This is a genomic window from Thalassospira sp. A40-3 (assembly GCF_015871485.1).
In the GTDB taxonomy this organism is placed as follows: Bacteria; Pseudomonadota; Alphaproteobacteria; order Rhodospirillales; family Thalassospiraceae; genus Thalassospira; species Thalassospira tepidiphila.
The window spans coordinates 1,754,351-1,773,187 of record NZ_CP065428.1 but is presented as its reverse complement, the minus strand read 5'-3'; the positions used below and the strand labels follow the sequence as shown (position 1 = coordinate 1,773,187).

The 18,837-nt window shown below is 54.3% G+C and carries 16 protein-coding genes; all 16 read right to left on the bottom strand.

Annotated features, from left to right (window positions below):
• Positions 1 to 2 precede the first annotated feature (2 nt).
• The 16 genes from fabZ to proS all read right to left on the bottom strand — a co-directional run bounded on the left by fabZ (position 3) and on the right by proS (position 18,754).
• Entirely contained in the window at positions 3 to 452 is a 450-nt protein-coding gene (gene fabZ, locus IT893_RS07935; RefSeq protein WP_008891195.1) for a 3-hydroxyacyl-ACP dehydratase FabZ, read from the bottom strand.
• Between the two features lie 11 nt (positions 453 to 463).
• The gene (gene lpxD, locus IT893_RS07930; RefSeq protein ID WP_197147401.1) at positions 464 to 1,483 is read right to left on the bottom strand and encodes a UDP-3-O-(3-hydroxymyristoyl)glucosamine N-acyltransferase; all 1,020 of its coding nucleotides are present in this window, start codon (positions 1,481 to 1,483) and stop codon (positions 464 to 466) included.
• Positions 1,483 to 2,055 carry an OmpH family outer membrane protein gene (locus IT893_RS07925; protein ID WP_245227865.1) on the bottom strand — a complete coding sequence of 191 codons (573 nt, stop codon included), beginning with the start codon at positions 2,053 to 2,055 and terminating at the stop codon, positions 1,483 to 1,485. The genes lpxD and IT893_RS07925 overlap by 1 nt, the downstream gene beginning before the upstream one ends.
• 5 nt (positions 2,056 to 2,060) lie before the next feature.
• Positions 2,061 to 4,382: an outer membrane protein assembly factor BamA gene (gene bamA / locus IT893_RS07920; protein WP_197147400.1), complete on the bottom strand. Its 2,322-nt coding sequence runs from the start codon at positions 4,380 to 4,382 to the stop codon at positions 2,061 to 2,063.
• Positions 4,382 to 5,485, bottom strand: coding sequence for an RIP metalloprotease RseP (gene rseP / locus IT893_RS07915; protein WP_197147399.1), 1,104 nt, complete (start codon positions 5,483 to 5,485; stop codon positions 4,382 to 4,384). The genes bamA and rseP overlap by 1 nt, the downstream gene beginning before the upstream one ends.
• A gap of 38 nt (positions 5,486 to 5,523) precedes the next feature.
• A complete protein-coding gene (locus IT893_RS07910) occupies positions 5,524 to 6,687 on the bottom strand; it encodes a 1-deoxy-D-xylulose-5-phosphate reductoisomerase (RefSeq protein WP_197147398.1) in 1,164 nt (387 codons plus the stop codon).
• A gap of 39 nt (positions 6,688 to 6,726) precedes the next feature.
• On the bottom strand, positions 6,727 to 7,545 hold the full coding sequence (locus IT893_RS07905; RefSeq protein ID WP_252724114.1) for a phosphatidate cytidylyltransferase: 819 nt from the start codon (positions 7,543 to 7,545) through the stop codon (positions 6,727 to 6,729).
• Positions 7,532 to 8,272, bottom strand: coding sequence for an isoprenyl transferase (locus IT893_RS07900; protein WP_008891202.1), 741 nt, complete (start codon positions 8,270 to 8,272; stop codon positions 7,532 to 7,534). Before IT893_RS07900 ends, IT893_RS07905 begins: the two co-directional genes overlap by 14 nt.
• A gap of 2 nt (positions 8,273 to 8,274) precedes the next feature.
• Positions 8,275 to 8,796, bottom strand: a complete 522-nt coding sequence (gene frr, locus IT893_RS07895) for a ribosome recycling factor (protein ID WP_215907637.1) — start codon at positions 8,794 to 8,796, stop codon at positions 8,275 to 8,277.
• 44 nt (positions 8,797 to 8,840) lie between these two features.
• The gene (gene pyrH, locus IT893_RS07890) at positions 8,841 to 9,572 is read right to left on the bottom strand and encodes a UMP kinase (protein ID WP_040824079.1); all 732 of its coding nucleotides are present in this window, start codon (positions 9,570 to 9,572) and stop codon (positions 8,841 to 8,843) included.
• A 166-nt stretch (positions 9,573 to 9,738) separates the two neighbouring features.
• Positions 9,739 to 10,662: a translation elongation factor Ts gene (gene tsf, locus IT893_RS07885; RefSeq protein WP_008891205.1), complete on the bottom strand. Its 924-nt coding sequence runs from the start codon at positions 10,660 to 10,662 to the stop codon at positions 9,739 to 9,741.
• Positions 10,663 to 10,749: 87 nt separating this feature from the next.
• Positions 10,750 to 11,529 carry a 30S ribosomal protein S2 gene (gene rpsB / locus IT893_RS07880; protein ID WP_008891206.1) on the bottom strand — a complete coding sequence of 260 codons (780 nt, stop codon included), beginning with the start codon at positions 11,527 to 11,529 and terminating at the stop codon, positions 10,750 to 10,752.
• A 230-nt stretch (positions 11,530 to 11,759) separates the two neighbouring features.
• Positions 11,760 to 15,245, bottom strand: coding sequence for a DNA polymerase III subunit alpha (dnaE, locus tag IT893_RS07875; RefSeq protein WP_197147396.1), 3,486 nt, complete (start codon positions 15,243 to 15,245; stop codon positions 11,760 to 11,762).
• A gap of 89 nt (positions 15,246 to 15,334) precedes the next feature.
• Positions 15,335 to 16,069, bottom strand: a complete 735-nt coding sequence (locus IT893_RS07870; protein WP_008891210.1) for an ABC transporter ATP-binding protein — start codon at positions 16,067 to 16,069, stop codon at positions 15,335 to 15,337.
• Positions 16,062 to 17,312 carry a lipoprotein-releasing ABC transporter permease subunit gene (locus IT893_RS07865; protein WP_063089389.1) on the bottom strand — a complete coding sequence of 417 codons (1,251 nt, stop codon included), beginning with the start codon at positions 17,310 to 17,312 and terminating at the stop codon, positions 16,062 to 16,064. The genes IT893_RS07870 and IT893_RS07865 overlap by 8 nt, the downstream gene beginning before the upstream one ends.
• A gap of 116 nt (positions 17,313 to 17,428) precedes the next feature.
• Entirely contained in the window at positions 17,429 to 18,754 is a 1,326-nt protein-coding gene (gene proS / locus IT893_RS07860) for a proline--tRNA ligase (RefSeq protein ID WP_197147395.1), read from the bottom strand.
• Positions 18,755 to 18,837: the final 83 nt, after the last annotated feature.

Below are 18,837 nucleotides of genomic sequence, written 5' to 3'. Positions count from 1 at the left end.
TATCAGTTATCCCGGATCATCGCGGCGATGGTTGCCTCGGCAACGACTTGGCCGTCGACCTTGACCTGGCTTTCGAACTTCCAGACCGGGCCGCGGCTTTGTTTTTTGGTCACATGGATGTGCATGACGTCACCCGGGGTTACCGGCTTGCGGAAACGGGCGTTATCGATGCTCATGAAATAAACCAGCTTGCCTTCGGCATCCGCGCCAAGGGTCTGAACGACCAGGATGGCTGCGGTCTGCGCCATGCTTTCGATTATCAGAACGCCCGGCATGATTGGCTGCTGCGGGAAATGGCCGGTAAATTGCGGCTCGTTCATCGTCACGTTCTTGATGCCGGTGGCACGGACATCGGTTTCGATGTCGATGACCTTGTCGATCAGAAGGAACGGATAGCGATGCGGAATCATTTCCAGAATGCGCTGGATATCGACACTTACCAGTTCGGTCATGTGTGTAGCCCTTATTTCTTTTTTCGTATCAGACGCGACAAGGCGACCGTCTGTTTATGATATTCCATGACCGGAACGGCTGGGCTTCCGCCCACAGTTTCCCCCGGCCCCACATTTTTCATGACACCCGACTGGGCTGCGACTTTCGCGCCATCGCCGATTTCGAGGTGTCCTGTAATGCCTGCCTGACCGGCAAGCACGACAAAATTGCCAATCTTGGTCGAGCCGGAGATCCCGACTTGCGAGACAACAACACAGCCCATGCCAAGTTCAACGTTATGGCCGATTTGCACCAGATTGTCGATACGGCAGCCGTTCCCGATAACAGTATCCGGCCCTGCTCCGCGATCAATCGTGCTGTTTGAACCGACTTCGACGTCATTGCCGATCACAACCCGGCCCAATTGCGGAACCTTGGCGTGCCCTTGCGGGCCCATGGCAAAGCCAAAGCCGTCCTGCCCGATGCGGGCACCGGGATAGATCAGGCACAGATTGCCAATCAGGCTGTGGCTGATGGAGGCATTCGCACCCACCTTGCAGCCCGCACCGATGACAACCCCGTCACCAATGACAGCATTGGATGCGATGATGGTGCCATCGCCAATTTCGCACTTGGCACCGATGACTGCACCGGCATCGACCTGCACGCCTTCGCCAAGCTTGGCAGACGGATCAATGACGGCGCGATCCGAAATCACGCCATTGCCGGTTTCGAACGGATAGAACGCAGTCGCGGCCTTGGCATAGGCGCGATACGGGTCCTTGGTTACGAACAACACCATGCCTTCGGGTGCACGCTCGACAAACTCAGGGCGCACAAAGCACGCCCCTGCCTTGCTGCTGACAAACGCATCAAGATATTTGCGATTGTCAAAGAAGCTCAGGATATCGCCATCTGCGTTTTGCAGGGGCGAGACATCGTGAAAGACCCGTGTTTCATCGGGTGCATTGACCAGTGTTGTTTCCGTCAGTGCGGCTATTTCAGCAACACTGAAGGGTCCCTTGCGGCTAAAGAAACGGGCATCCGCCATCAGGAGCCTTCCTTGAATTCAACCGTGATGGTTGGAACCTCGGCATTTGCGCGATCAAAAACTTCCTTGGTCGCATCCATGGTGGTTGCAAACAGAACAGCTTGCCCACGATGCAGGACAAGGTTTGCGCCACGTTCTTCGGCAATGCTTCCTATGATTTCGTTCAGGGCTTGCGAGAATTTGGACTGAGCCTCGGCTAGGGCTTGATCGAGAACACGGCTGCGGGCCTGGGCAAATTTCTGGAAATCAGCGACTTTTTGCTGAAACTGCTTTTGTTTTTCCTGAAAAACGTCTGCAGCCAGCAGCGTGCGTTGCTGAGCGAGTTGTTTTTCTTCCTCGCGCAGCCCCTGCTCGCGGGTTTCGATTTCCTTTTGATAGGCAACCTGTCGATCGCGGATTTGTTTGCGGGCATCCTGCATCGCAGATGCTTCACGCATGATGCCGGCAAAATCGACAATCATGACGGAGGCAAAGTTATCCGGGTTCGGTTCTTGCGCCTGCGCAACATTGGCATGTGCAGAGAAACCGATAAGAGCGGAGAGAACCAGCAGATTACGGAGAGATTTGATCATTTTCATTAGAATCTCGTTCCGAAGTTAAGTCGGAACATTTCCTCTTTGTCGTGATCTTCTTTTGTGACTGCCTGAGAGATGTCAACACCAATCGGGCCGAACGGCGATTCCCAACCTACACCAAAACCGACAGAGCTTCGTAGAGTGCCCGTATCATAAATTTCGCCGGGACGGGCACCATCGACGTCCTGCCCGGAGCCGAAGTCACTAAACACGCGACCTGTTAAAGCAAACTCAGATGGAAGCCCGAGCGGGAAGTCTAACTGAACCGTTCCAGTGTAGTACAGTTTGGAACCCAAAGCATCCCCGGTCGCTATATCACGCGGGCCGACACCGGCAGATTCGAAACCACGCAGGTTTGAACCACCAACAGAAAAACGTTGCGAAATGCGGGTATCATCGTCGAACCCGAAAATGTAGCCGGTAGAACCACGGGTCGAGAGAACCCACTCATGCTCGCGATCGATCGGATAGTAATATCCGCCCTCAACGCGCGACCGCAAATATTGCTCATCGCCGCCAACACCGGCCAAATCATTTGACAGGCGGGCGAAATATCCCTCCGTCGGCGAAATCGAGCTGTCACGTTCATCATAGGTCAGAGTATGACCAATAGCGGACTCAACAAACTCGGTCTCTTCAGCCAACAGAAGTCGTGAAGCGCTGCTACGATTGATGTTTGAATAGCTATTGCTTTCGAGCGAGTAGCGGAACGAATGCGAGAGTTCCTCACTGTAGCGGAATCCCGCACGGAGACGTCCCCCGGTCTGCTCTTCATCATACGAGCTTTCGTCCTGATTATCTTCTTCACGACGATAGACATCAAAACCTGCAGCGATTTCGCGATCAAGGAAATACGGCTCGGTGAAGGACAGGTCGATCTGCTGGTCGGTTGAACCAAGCGTGAAGTTCAGGCGCAAATCCTGGCCTTTGCCAAGCAAGTTGCGTTCACGAATACCAAGCTGACCAAACGCACCATTATCCGTTCCGTAACCCGCACCAATGGAAAACTCACCGGTCGATTTTTCTTCGACATCGACCTCGATCACGGTCTGATCCGGCGACGCCCCCGGCAGGGTTTTGACATCCACAGATTTGAAGAAGTTAAGGTTTTCGATGCGCTGTTTGGAACGCTGCATCTTGGAGCTGCTGAACGCATCGCCTTCGACCAAGCGGAATTCGCGACGGATCACCTCATCGAGGGTTCGGACGTTGCCGACAACGTTGATACGTTCGACATAGACCTTCGGCCCTTCGGAGATGTTGAAGGTGATGTCAATGGTGCCGGTTTCACGGTTGCGCTGCACGTTCGGGCGGATGTCAATGAAGGCATAGCCTTGATCCCCGACACTGTCGGTCAAAGCATCAACCGCATCGTCCACAAGGTTGGCGTTATACCATTCGCCGCTTTCAATCTCGATCAGCGGCAACAGGGTTTCCGGATCGATCTTGTCGATCTGTGAGACGACATTGATCTCGCCAAACTGATAGCGCTGCCCCTCGCTCACCGTGTAGGTGACAAAGAAATCCGAGCGATCAGGTGTCAGTTCGGCAACCGATGAGAGAACCTGAAAATCAGCATAGCCGGCAGACAGGTAGAAGCGACGCAGGAGTTCGCGGTCAAAGGTCACACGGTCGGGATCGTAGTTATCGTCGGCCGTCAGGATTTTCCACCACGCACTTTCGGTGGTGCGGATCACATCAGACAGTTCTCCGTCGTCAAAGGCCTTGTTGCCAACAAAGTTGATTTTGCGGATACCCGTGGCATCCCCCTCATCAATCTCGAACGCCAGATCGACACGGTTCTGGTCAAGCTGGATGACCTTGGGCTCAACCGTTGCGGCGAAACGTCCGCTACGACGATAGAGTTCGAGGATACGCTGAACGTCGGCCTGCACCTTGGTGCGGGTGTAAACAACGCGCGGGCGCAACTGCAATTCAGCACTCAGGGTATCATCATCAAGACGCTGGTTTCCTTCAAACGCAATGCGGTTGATGATCGGGTTTTCAACGACATTTACACGCAAAATTCCCTGATTAAAGGAGAAGGACACGTCGGCAAACAGGCCGGTCGAGAAAAGCGCCTTGAGTGAACTGTTGATTTTCTGGATGTCGTAGGAATCGCCAGGTGCAACGGTGAGGTAGGCATTCACCGTCGCCGTTTCGATACGATTATTGCCTTCGACTTCAATGTCGCGAATCAGACCCGATTGGGCATGCGCAGCCACAGGAACAATCAATGGCGCCGTTCCGCCAAGCAGGGCCGTAATCACAACGGCCGCTTTTACCTTACGCAGCAAGTTAACCCCCCTGTTGCTGTCATGCATTAGCCAGCAAGTCCTTTGAGGAAACTAAAGACACCCAATTGCGTCAAATCGTTCCACGTTGCGAAAATTATTAAGCTGAATACCAAACCCGCGCCGATACGGAAACCATATTCTTGTGCTTTTGCCCCCAATGGCTTACCGCGAATTGCCTCAATCGCGTAGAACACAAGATGACCACCATCCAGGACCGGAACAGGCATCAGGTTGATCAACCCAAGGCTGATGGAAAGATAGCCCATAAAGAACAGAAGCGGTGCGATGCCCCCTTCGGCCACCTGTCCTGACATTTGCGCGATCCGGATCGGCCCGCCCAGTTCAGAACTGTCGCGATCACCACTGATCATTTCACCGAGTGCCGAGAAGGTCTGCGTGGTCAATGAATAGGTCGTCTCAAATGCGCGACCGACCGATTCCACAACCCCGGTGCGGCTCGTCTCAAAGTCACCAGCGGTGATGCCAAGGCGTCCGACCGTCGCAGTCATACCACCCTCGTCGACTTCGACGGCTTCGGGCGTCACGGCAAGATCAACGATTTCGCTGTCGCGTTGGACCGTGACGGAAATCGGTTGCCCGGGATTTGCTCGCACAATGTCAGAAAGCTCAGAAAACCATTCAACCGGCTGACCGTTGATCGCGGTGATGCGGTCATCAGCCATCAGGCCAGCAACAGATGCCGGGCTGTTTTCAAGAACTTCGCCAACAACCGGCAAGGCACGCTGTTGCCCGACAGCAGCAAACAGGAATGTAAAGACGATGATGGCAAAGATGAAGTTGGCCAAAGGTCCGGCAAAAACGATGGCCGCGCGTGCGGCGACCCCTTTGTGATGGAAGGCGTGTTTTGCTTCTTCGGCGTCAAGGTCATCGCGACCACCGGCACTGGCAGGGTTCATGTCGCCAAACATTTTGACGTAACCACCAAGCGGTATCAGGCTGACTTTCCAGCGCGTGCCCTTTTTATCCTGCCAACCGAAAAGTTCGGGGCCAAATCCGATTGAAAAGGCTTCGACCTTCACGCCGTTTTTGATTGCCACCCAGTAGTGACCATATTCGTGAACAAACACGAGTACCGAGAGCACAAAAAGAAAAGCAAGCAAGGTTTCCATCAAGAATTCCCTAAGCCGGTGAAACCGGCAGTTTCAATCTAAGAAGCCGAAACAAGGCACGCCGACGTTTCCCGGCGCACCATTGCATCTGTTTCAAATACCTGTTCAAGGCTGGTCAGCGGTTCGCTTCCAAGCCTTGTCATGAGCTTTTCGACAGTCGCGGCGATATCAAGGAAGCCGATTCTGTCATTAAGGAACGCTTCGACGGCGACTTCGTTGGCAGCGTTCAGAACAGTAGGCAGCGTGCCACCTTCCTGCAAGGCCTGTCGTGCCAGACGAAGAGCCGGGAAACGATTTGTATCCGGCGCCTCGAAGTTCAAACGCCCGATCGTGGCAAAATCAAGACGCGGTGCGTCCACTTTGATCCGATCCGGCCATGAAAGCGCATAAGCAATTGGTGTCCGCATATCCGGAGATCCCAGCTGTGCCAGCACAGAACCATCAGGATATTCCACCATGCTGTGAACAACTGATTGAGGATGAACAACAATTTCAATCTGTTCCTCGGCGACCGGGAACAAGTGCCAAGCCTCTATCAGCTCCAACCCTTTGTTCATCATGGTCGCAGAATCGATCGAAATCTTTGCGCCCATTTCCCAATTCGGATGCGCCAAAGCCTGGACCCTAGTGACAGATTGCATGTCCTTTAATGACCATTCCCGGAACGGACCGCCCGAAGCGGTTAAAAGGATACGGTCAATGCGCGTTTCTTCGCGATCCTCGAGAACCTGGAAAATTGCACTATGTTCGGAATCAACCGGGATCAGGGTCGCACCATGCCTTGAAATTTCCGCCGTCATCAGGGCGCCGGCACAGACCAGCGTTTCCTTATTGGCAAGTCCAATGCGTGCACCACGGCGAATGGCCGCCAGCGTCGGTTTCAGGCCAGCTGCCCCAACAATTGCGGCAATGACGATGTCAGAGGGACGTTCGGCAGCCTCGATCAGCGCGTCTTCGCCGGCCGCGATTTCAATACCCTTCCCCGCCAGAGCATCGCGAAGGTCCGCAAAACAGGAAGAATCGCCGATCACGGCGCATTTGGCGCCAAGTTCGATGGCGGCCTTGGCCAATGCATCGACATTGCGATGCGCCGTTACAGCTTCGACAACATATTTGTCAGTGTGGGACTTTAAAACATCAACGGTGCTGGCCCCGATGGAACCGGTAACACCAAAGACACTGACGGATTTCTTCAAAGTCATCAAACACCTGTAAAGACAGCAGCCCGAGGATTGGCCGCCTTAACGCAGAGAAAGCCCTGCGAAACAGATAATAGCAAAGGCAACAGGAAACACCGACAACATCCCGTCAGCACGATCAAGCAATCCGCCATGGCCTGGGATCAAGTGACTGCTGTCCTTGACCTTGAAACGACGTTTGAGTGCGGATTCACCAAGATCACCGATTTGGGCAATGATCGCCAAAACCATACTGACCGCGACAATCGCCCAATTGATCGCATCGGAACTGAAATACGTGACCAATCCACCGATCAAACCGGCACAGACCATGCCACCGATCAACCCCGCCCATGTTTTCTTTGGGCTGAAGCGTGGTGCGAGTTTTGGGCCGCCGATGGTCTTGCCAAAGGCATAACCGCCTGTGTCGGTGGCCCATACAAGGAAGAACAGCCACATAATGATCAGAAGACCGTCGCCATCCTGAGTGCGCAGCCAGAGTGCTGACAGTGCAGCAACCGAGATGTACAAAACGCCAAACCCGGCAAGCAACCAATTTGCGCCCGAGCGGGCCGCAGCAATAATCACCCCGATGGCAATCGGCATGACAATATATTCTTCCTGACCAGCGACATACATTATCATCGCAACCGCAAGCGCAACGGCGGTAACAACCGATATGCCGTTGTGGTGGTTCGGGGCGCACATCCGCGACCATTCCCACATCATGCCTGCAGAAAACACAAACAGTAATATGTCAAAATAGGGAGATCCGAACCAGACCGCCGCAACAGCCACAGGCGCCATAACCATCGCGGAAAGAACGCGTGGCATCAGGCCGGAATTGGTATCTTTTTGATCTTGTGTCTCAGATGACGGCACCAAAACGCCGCTCCCGCCCGGCAAAGTTATCGATAGCTTTTTCGAGGTGGCTGCGATCAAAGTCCGGCCAAAGCACATCTTCAAAGACGAATTCAGTATAGGCCGACTGCCAGAGCAAGAAGTTACTGATCCGCTGTTCGCCGCTGGTTCGGATCAGAAGATCCGGGTCCGGAATACCGGCTGTCGACAAGTTTTGTTCGATCAGGTCTTCGGTAATCTCGTCGGCGGACAGTTCGCCTGCGGCAACCTTGGCGGCAATATCGCGTACAGCCTGCGTGATTTCAGCACGCGCACCATAGCTCAGTGCGATGGTCAGGTTCAGGCGCGTATTGTCGCGTGTTTGATCTTCGGCCTTGGCCAGAAGTTCGCGGATATCATCAGCAAACCGCGAACGATCGCCGATGATGCGAATTTTGATACCATTTTTGTGCAAAGTGGATAATTCGCGCTTTACGAACAGGCGCAGCAGCCCCATCAGGTCGCTGACTTCGCTTTCCGGACGCTTCCAGTTCTCGGTCGAGAAGCCATAAAGCGTCAGATACTCGATCCCAAGTTCGCCTGCGGCTTCGATGGTGCGACGGACGGCATCAACACCGGCGCGATGCCCCATCGTCCGCGGTCGGCCACGCCCGCGCGCCCAGCGCCCGTTGCCATCCATGATGATGGCAACATGACGCGGCACACAAAGCGCATCTGAAGGTTGAGTTTGCGAAGAAAGCACAGCCATAATCAGACTTGCATGATTTCCTGTTCTTTGTGGGCGAGTGCTTCGTCGATCTCGCCGATGACCTTGTCGGTCAGCTTCTGGACTTCTTTTTCTTCGTCGTGCATCTCGTCCTTGGAGATGTCACCGTCCTTTTCCCATTTTTTCAGTTGATCCATGCCATCGCGACGGACGTTACGAACCGAAATCTTGGCCTGCTCGGCATATTTGCCAGCAACCTTGGAAAGTTCGGTACGACGTTCTTCGTTAAGTGCCGGGATCGGAACGCGAACAAGCGTGCCATCAGCAGCCGGGTTCAGGCCAAGGCCCGAATCACGGATGGCTTTTTCGACGGCCTTGACCATCGACTTGTCCCAAACCTGAACCGAAAGCATACGGGATTCTGGAACACTGACCGATGCCACCTGATTAAGCGGGGTCGGAACGCCATAGGCTTCAACCATGACCGGTTCCAGAAGGCTCACACTGGCGCGCCCGGTACGCAGACCGGTGAACTCCTTGTGCAATACTTCCACAGCCCCTTCCATACGGCGGGACAGGTCCTTTTTTAGGCCAGCAACGTCAGACACGTTCAGTCTCCATTCGAAATAATCGTAAACGTCCCCTTCGCAGAAACAACGTCTGCGAAGGCACCCGGATTATGCAAAGAAAATACAATAACCGGAATATCATTTTCGCGTGCCAAAGAAATAGCCGATGCGTCCATAACACGCAAATCTTTGGACAGAACTTCCATATAGGTCAGAGAGTCATAGCGTTCTGCCGTCGGGTCGGTTTTCGGATCCGCAGTATAGACACCATCAACCTGAGTACCCTTGAGCAACGCATCACAGCCCATTTCAACCGCGCGCAAGGCAGCAGCGGTATCGGTGGTGAAGAACGGGTTGCCGGTGCCCGCAGCAAAGATCACAACCCGGCCCTTTTCCATGTGACGGACCGCACGGCGGCGCACATAGGGCTCGCAGACAGAAGACATCGGGATGGCAGATTGTACACGGGTCTGAACGCCATGGCGTTCCAACGCGTTCTGAACAGCAAGCGCGTTCATGATGGTGGCCAGCATGCCCATATAGTCGGCGGTTGCGCGTTCCATGCCCTGCGAGGCACCTTTGACACCGCGGAAAATGTTCCCGCCGCCGATCACCATGCAGACTTCAGCACCCATGTCATGAACGGCTTTGATTTCGCTGGCAATCCGGTCAACAGTTTCTGGATCGATACCGTATTGCTGTTTACCCAAAAGCCCCTCGCCCGAGAGCTTCAAAAGGACGCGACGAAACTTCAATGGGCCGTTTTCTGCCATGTCGGATTGCCTCTTAAATGCCGATGTAACGCATTGCCCGAACGCGGGAAATGCAGAATTCAGATATAAAAAGACCGGCGAGTAACAGGGCGGATATGCGCTGCCGACCTCGCCGGTCTGGATCATACACGAAATGGTGGCAAACGCACCATTCCGAACAGATGTTTTATTTGTTCAGCTGCTCAGCAACTTCGGCAGCAAAGTCTTTTTCTTCGCGTTCGATGCCTTCACCGAGTTCGAAGCGAACAAAGCCCTTAAGGGTGATCGGCTTGCCAGCTTCTTTGGCAGCGTTCTCAATCACGGTTTTGACTTTGTTTTCACCGTCAATCACGAAGGTCTGTTCAACCAGAACAACCTGCTCGTAATATTTACGGATACGACCTTCGATCATCTTTTCGATGATTTCTGCCGGGCGGCCGGATTCTTTGGCCTGTTCGGTCAGAACAGCTTTTTCACGCTCTACCAGTTCCGGATCAAGATCATCGACGGTTGCCGATGCCGGATTGGTTGCAGCAATGTGCATCGCGATCTGTTTGCCAAGGCCTTCGAGAACGCCAGCGTCTGCTTCGGATTCAAGCGCAACCAGAACACCGATCTTACCCAGATCAGTGGCAACAGCGGAGTGAACGTAGGAAGCAACAACACCTTTGTCGACAGCCAGACCAGCCGAGCGACGCAGCGACATGTTTTCGCCGATGGTAGCGATCATGTGGGTGACCTGCTCTTCGACGTTACGCGAGGTACCCGGGTAAGCAGCAGCTTTGAGGGCATCAATATCGCCGTTAGCAGCAACCGCCTGATTTGCGATTTCGCCAACAAATTTCTGGAAGTCTTCGTTACGCGAAACGAAGTCGGTCTCGGAGTTCAGCTCGACAACGGCACCTTTGGTGCCGTCAACTGCAACAGCAACCAGACCTTCGGCAGCAACACGGCCAGCTTTCTTGGCAGCAGCAGCAAGACCTTTGGTGCGCAGCCAGTCAACAGCTGCTTCAAGGTTACCATCGGTTTCGGACAGCGCTTTTTTGCAATCCATCATGCCAGCGCCGGTGGTTTCGCGAAGCTCTTTAACGAGAGCAGCGGTAATAGCCATTTTTAAAGCCCCTAAGTACGCGATCAGGTTAACACCTAACAAAACGGCGGCATGCTAGCCGCCGTTTCATCAGGTACAAAATGAAACTTATGCGGAAGCTTCTTCTGCAGCTTCGGAAGCAGCAGCTGCCTCGGCCGGAACTTCTTCCGCTTCGCCAAGGTCTGCGCCAGAAGCAGTCATTTCTTCCTGGATGCCGTCCAGAACGGAACCAACGAACAGATCGCAATACAGCTGGATTGCGCGGATCGCGTCGTCGTTGCCCGGAACCGGGAACTGAACGTTTGCCGGATCAGAGTTGGAGTCGAGGATCGCAACAACCGGGATGTTCAGGTTTTTGGCATCCTGAATAGCAAGCGATTCTTTGTTGGTGTCGACCACGACGATAATGTCGGGAAGACCACCCATGTCCTTAATACCGCCAAGGGCGCGCTCAAGCTTGTCGCGCGAACGGGTCAGGTTCAGGATTTCTTTTTTGGTCAGACCTTCTGCACCAGCGTTCAGGATCTCGTCCTGTTCTTTGAGGCGCTTGATCGAGTTGGAAACGGTGTTCCAGTTGGTCAGCATGCCGCCGAGCCAGCGATGGTTCACATAGTACTGGCCGCAACGCTTTGCAGCGTCTGCGATGATCGGGGAAGCCTGACGCTTGGTACCGACGAAGAGAACACGACCACCCGAAGCGGTTACGTCACGAACGGCCTGCATCGCGCGATGCAGCATCGGAACGGTTTCCTGCAGGTTCAGGATGTGAATGTCGTTGCGGGCACCAAAGATGTACGGTTTCATCTTCGGGTTCCAACGGCGGGTGTGGTGACCAAAGTGGACACCAGCTTCCATGAGCTGGCGCATGGTAAAGGTTGGCAAAGCCATGATAATTCCTACCTTTTTCCGGTTAATACCTCCGCGGAAGGGAATTCCATACACCATGTATGAAACACCGGATGGACGAGTTGCCATATGACGGCAGTCGCCGCTCTTCCGCGTGCGATGTTCGGGCGGGTTTTAATCCCCTCAGCGAGAGATTGCAACCCCTAAAATGCGCACAAATGTGCGGTTCTCAACAGTTCCGACGGACGATACGCGCCAACCAGATGAAATCATCAGATTTCTTCGGCAAATTCCACACCTGGAATCGCGCCAATTGCGCCGATCAGGGATGGGCCAACCTTATAGTTTTCTTCAAGCTCGATCTCGGCCATGCGACCGTCATCGCAAACCGTTGACAGACTGACAAGACCACGCCCCCGGCCCGCCTGTTCAAGCAACTGACGAATTTCCGCGACGGGATCAGGACGGTTCAGGCGAATGCGAATGCCTTCGGCCGCACCGGCAACCGCCTGTTCGAGGTCTTCGACGCGCTGGCCCTGAATGCGCAGTTGGCCTTCGCGCATTTCAGCAGAAACATTGAGCAAAACCGGGCGTCCGGCATTGATGATTTCCTTATACGCCGCCCATGCCTCGGCCCAGAAGGCGACTTCGAAACTGCCGGTCGGGTCAGAGAACATGACAAAGGCGAATTTCGAGCCATTCTTTTTCGAGATCATTTCGCGTGCGTTGATCAGCGTTCCGGCCAGACGGATGGTGCCCTTGTTGGATGCACGCATGCGGGCCGGCAATTCCTTGATCGGGGCGATGCCGATGCGCTGGATGCTTTTGCCAAATGTATCAAGCGGATGAGCCGACAGATAAAAACCAATGGCCGAGAATTCCTCGGTCAGTTTTTCCATCGGGACCCAGTCGCGTTCATCAGGCAGACGGATCTGATCCTTGCCAAAGCCACTGCTGTCGCCAAACATCGAAATCTGATCGTCATTGCGCGCATGCATTTCACGCTGGGCAACGGCGATGACCTTATCGACATTTTCAAACATGACCTTGCGATTGGACGCCAGGCAATCCAGCGCCCCGGCACGTACAAGGTTTTCAAGCAGGCGCTTATTGACCGCGCGGCTGTCTATGCGCGATGCGAAATCGGTAATGTCCTTGAATGGACCGTTGGCTTCGCGTTCGGCAACCAGGCTTTCCATTGCGGCATCGCCGACATTTCGAACCGCGGCCAGCGCATAACGGATCTTGCGCACACCATCATGGTTTTCGACCGAAAACGCGACTTGGGAATTGTTGACACATGGCGGCAGGATTTCGATTTCAAGCCGTTCGACTTCCTGTTTGAAGATCGCCAACTTTTCGGTGTTGTGCATATCAAGCGTCATCAAGGCGGCCATAAATTCGACCGGGTAATTCGCCTTGAGATATGCCGTCTGATAGGCCACCAGCGCATAGGCCGCCGCGTGGGATTTGTTAAAGCCGTAGGATGCGAATTTGGCAACCTGATCAAAGATGTCAGACGCCTGCCCGCGATCAACGCCATTCTTCTCGGCGCCATCGACAAACAGGCTACGCTGCTTTTCCATTTCCTCGGCGATTTTCTTACCCATCGCACGGCGCAACAGGTCAGCACCACCAAGCGAGTAGCCCGCCATGATCTGGGCAAGTTCCATGACTTGCTCCTGATAGATCATGATGCCATAGGTTTCTTCGAGGATCGGCTGCAACATCGGGTGCATGTAATCAGGTTCTTCCTGGCCGTGCTTACGCGCGATGTAATGCGGAATGTTATCCATCGGACCCGGACGATACAGCGCCACGACAGCGATAATATCTTCGAGTGTATCGGGCTTTAGCCCTCGCAGAACATCCTGCATGCCCTGGGATTCAAGCTGGAACACGCCGACGGTTTCGGCGGCTGACAGAAGCTTGAAGGCCGGGCGGTCATCAAGGGGAATTGCACTGATATCAAAGTCTTGCGGGACGTCTTTTCGAAGACGCATCAAATTGACGGCCTCGATAATCACCGTCAGGGTCTTAAGACCCAGGAAGTCAAACTTCACCAGCCCGGCATTTTCAACATACTTCATGTTGAACTGGGTGACCGGCATGTCCGAACGCGGATCGCGATAGATCGGGACCAGTTCATCAAGGTCACGGTCACCGATCACCACGCCTGCCGCGTGGGTCGATGAGTTACGATAAAGGCCTTCGATCTGCATGGCGATCGACAGCAGACGATCAATATCCGGGTCCTCACGCGCGATGCGGCGAAGGTCCGGTTCCATATCAATGGCTTCTTTCAGCGGGATCGGCTTGGCCGGATCGCCCGGGATCATTTTACAGATCTTGTCGACATAGCCATACGGGATCGACAGAACGCGCCCGACGTCACGCACAGCGGCCTTTGCCTGCAACTTACCAAAGGTAATGATCTGTGCGACGCGGTCGTGGCCGTATTTTTTCTGAACGTATTCGATCACCTCACCGCGCCGGTCCTGACAGAAATCGACGTCAAAGTCAGGCATCGACACACGTTCCGGGTTGAGGAAACGTTCGAACAGCAACGAAAACCGCAGCGGATCAAGGTCGGTAATCAAAAGCGCATAAGCCACGAGCGAACCCGCACCCGAACCACGACCCGGCCCGACCGGAATTTCATGATCCTTGGCCCACTGGATGAAGTCGGCAACGATCAGGAAGTAACCCGGGAAACCCATCTGATTGATGATACCGAGCTCGTAATCAAGGCGTTCCCAGTAAGGCTTGGCGATTTCTTCTTTTTCCGCATCCGACATTTCATCGGTGAAGACGTATTTTTCGAGACGGCCTTTCAGGCCTTCTTCGGACATGTGGCGGAGTTCATCGACCTCTGTGCGGCCTTCGCCGCAATCAAAGGGCGGCAGGATCGGGTCGATCTTTTCCACGTGCCAGGAGCAACGTTGGGCGATTAAAATCGTATTGTCGCAGGCTTCCGGAATGTCGGCGAACAGATCGCGCATTTCGGCTGCAGACTTGAAGCGGTGATCGGGGGTCAGTTTCCAGCGATCTTCCTGACCAACAACCGCCCCCTGCCCGACGCAGATAAACACGTCATGGGCTTCGTACATATCGACCGTCGGGAAATAGCAGTTATTGGTCGCGACCAGCGGCACATCATGATCATAGGCCAGCTTGATCAGGCCGGGTTCGACCTGTTCTTCAAGCGGTTCGCCATGGCGCTGCAATTCGATGTAAAGGCGGTCACCAAAGATGTCCTTAAGCTCGGATACGCAGCTTTCGGCCTTTTCGAGCTGCTCTTCACCCAGCAAACGCGCAAGAGGCCCGGTCGGGCCACCGGTCAGGCAGATGATGTGGTCGGCATATTTGCGGATATGTTCGTAAAGGGCTTTTGGCTCGCTGCCGGCCTCGGACGTCATGTGGGCGCGCGAAACGATTTTCAGCAGGTTAAAATAGCCTTCCTTGTTCTGGGCAATCAGAACAAGGCGGTCTGGCATCGGTTCGCGGGCGATTTTGCCAACAGTGGGTTTATCGCCATAGCGTTCCACACCCATCTGCACGCCAAGGATCGGCTGAATGCCGGCACCGCTCAGCGCGCCAGCGAAATCAAGTGCGCCGAACATGTTGTCGGTATCGGTCATCGCAACGGCGGGTTGGCCGTCAGCAGCACAGAGTTTGGCAAGCTCCTTGGTCGTGATCGCACCTTCGGCCAGCGAATAGTTGGTGTGTACACGAAGATGGACGAAACCATTTTCCATCGGAGCCAGACCTCTGAAATATAAGAAAAATGCAGGAGTGCCGCGCCCATCACAGGCGCGGCAAAACCAGCTTAAAGAATTTTGATCGCTTAGGGAAGATCAGCGGGATCGAGTTCGATCAAATGACCGTCGCGCAGCGTCACCACCCGATCCATCTGGCGTGCAAGTTCCGGGTTATGGGTCGCAATCAGCGACGCAAGACCGGTTTCACGCACCAGTGTCATCAACATGCCAAACACCGTTTCGGCCGTTTGCGGATCAAGGTTACCGGTGGGTTCGTCGGCAAACAACACATCAGGCACGTTGGCCAGCGCACGGGCAATTGCAACACGCTGTTGCTCACCGCCTGACAAACGCGCCGGACGATGATCGGCACGCTTTTCAAGGCCAAGACAACGCAGCAATTCCAGCCCGCGCTCTTCGGCCTCGGCCCGCTTCAGGCCTTTGATCATTTGCGGCATGACGACATTTTCAAGGGCTGAAAATTCCGGCAGCAAATGATGGTACTGATAGACAAAGCCGATGTGGCTGCGGCGCATTTCAGTGCGCGCCAGATCAGACAGATCCGTGCTGCGCTTGCCACCGATGGACACAAGCCCCCCATCGGGCTTTTCCAAGAGACCGGCAATCTGAAGCAGGGTTGATTTACCCGCGCCTGACGGCCCGACAAGGGCAACGATTTCGCCCTGATGGATTTCGAGATCAACCGATTTCAGAATTTCGAGCTGATCGGGGCCCTGATTGAAAATGCGATCAATCTTTTCGAGGCGCAGCACAACTTTGCGCGCACGCTGTTCGGCGGTTGTTTTCAACAGATCACTCATAACGCAGGGCCTCCACCGGATCGAGGCGCGATGCCCGCCATGCCGGATAGACCGTGGCAAGGAAGGACAATGTCAGCGACATGATACAGACCATAACGACCTCGCCGACATCCATGTCCGCTGGCAGCTGCGACAGGAAGTAAATCTCGGCATTGAAAAGGTCAGTCCCGGTCAGGCTTTGGATAAACTGACGGATATTTTCGATGTTCAGGCAGAACAGAACCCCAATAACCAGACCGGAAATCGTGCCCAGCACACCGATGGAGGCACCCGCCAGGAAGAACACCTTCATGATCGATTGGCGGGTCGCGCCCATGGTGCGCAGGATGGCGATATCGCGGCCCTTGTCCTTTACCAGCATGACCATGCCGGAAATGATGTTAAAGGCGGCAACAAGGATGATCAGGGTCAGGATCAGGAACATCACATTGCGTTCAACCTGAAGCGCATTAAAGAACCCGGCATTGGATTGTTGCCAATTGACCAGACGCAAGGATTGCCCGGACAAGCTTGTCAGCAATTCCTCCATCGTGTCATCAAGTGCGCCGATATCTTCAAGCATCACTTCAAAATGGGTGATTTTTTCCGGCAGGCGGAAATAGACCTGCGCGGCCTCCAGCGGCATGAAGATAAAGCCGCTGTCATATTCATACATGCCGATATCAAACAAGCCCGCCACGGTATAACCACGCACACGCGGCACGGAACCGAATGCGGTGACATTGCCCTTCGGCGAAATCAGGTTGACCGTATCGCCAACGCCAACGCCAAGCTTCATGGCCAGACGCGCGCCCATGATAACGGTGTCTTCACCCTTGAAATCATCAAGAGAGCCGAAAACGATATTATCGGCGATTGTTTTGCGTTTTTTGACATCTTCGGGGCGCATGCCGCGCACAATGGCACCGGACGCGCGGCCATTTTTCGATGCCATCACCTGCCCTTCGACCACGGGCACCGTCAGAACAACATTGCCGTTTTTGGCAATCTCGTCTTCGATCTTGGTGTAGTCACCAAGGCCGCCATTACCCTGTGCATAGACCGAGATATGGCCGTTCAGCCCGAGAATTCGGCCAAGCAGTTCTGCCCTGAAACCATTCATCACCGACATGACAATGATGAGTGTCGCAACACCCAACATGATGCCGAGCAAAGAGAAGATGGCGATGACGGAAACAAAGCCTTCCTGCCGACGTGGACGCAGGTAGCGAAAGGCCACCATACGTTCGAACGGACTGAACATGGGCAATCGATCCTTGTGGAAGCGGGTCAGGAAAAAGGTATGAACAAAGAACTTAGCGTTCAAACCGAAAATGGCAACGGGGCAGCACAAGCTGCCCCGTCCGAAAGCATATTTTATCAGGCGCTGAGCTGATTAAGCGCCGCTTCAAAGGTGACTTCGGTTTTCTCACCCGATTTGCGGTTCTTGAGTTCAACAACACCGTTTTTAAGGCCTTTAGGGCCAATGACGATCTGCCAGGGCAGACCGATCAGATCCATATCGGCAAACTTGCCACCGGCACGAATGTCACGGTCATCATAAAGGACCTCGACCCCGGCATTGGTCAGCTTGGCATAGGCATCTTCGCAGGCCGCATCGCATTCATCGTCACCGGTACGCAGATTGATCAGACCAACCTTGTACGGCGCGACAGATTCCGGCCAGATGATGCCGTTTTCGTCGTGGGATGCTTCGATCAATGCACCGACAAGGCGCGACACGCCAATGCCGTACGAGCCCATCTGAACCGGAACTTCGGTGCCATCCGGGCCAAGGACGGTTGCGCCCATCGGTTCGGAATATTTGGTGCCGAAGTGGAAGATGTGACCGACTTCGATGCCACGCGTGGTGACAAGATCATCACCAAGGGCGGTTACGGCCTCGTTGCTGGCATCATGCATTTCTTCGGTTGCGGCGTAATCTTCAAGCGTGCCCTGTACCCAGTTTTCAAGGCCGGTACGATCATTCAGATCAACGCCCTTGCCGGTCAGGTCCTTGTCGAGCCACTTCTTGTCGCAGAACACTTCACTTTCGCCGGTATCGGCCAGAATGATGAATTCGTGGCTAAGATCACCACCGATCGGGCCGGTATCGGCCACCATCGGGATCGCCTTGACGCCCAAACGGGTGAAGGTGCGGCAATAAGCCAGGAAGATCTTGTTATAGGTGTGACGCGCGCTTTCGTAATCGATATCGAACGAGTAAGCGTCTTTCATGTAGAATTCGCGCCCCCGCATCACGCCAAAGCGCGGGCGGATTTCGTCGCGGAATTTCCACTGGATATGATAGAGCAGCTGCGGAAGCTGTTTATAAGAGCGCACATCCTTGCGGAAGATGTCGGTGATCGCTTCTTCGTTGGTCGGACCAAACAGCATCTTGCGATCATGACGGTCGGTGATGCGCAGCATCTCAAGACCGTAATCATCATAACGACCACTTTCCTGCCAAAGCTCGGCCGGCTGAATGGTGGGCATCAGAAGCTCGTTAAAGCCGATCTTGTCCTGTTCTTCGCGAACGATCTGTTCGATCTTTTTAAGAACACGGTGGCCGAGTGGCAGCCAGGAATAGATCCCTGCGGTCAGCTGACGCACCATACCGGCGCGGAGCATCAGACGATGGGACGCAATCTGGGCTTCCGAAGGGGTTTCCTTCAGGGTCGGCAGAAAGAACTGGGAAAGACGCATCAATGCCTCGTGATGATCAGATCTGAATATTTGGGTCTGTAATAACCTTGCCCGGAAAATGCGACAGAGCAGCCCGAAACGCA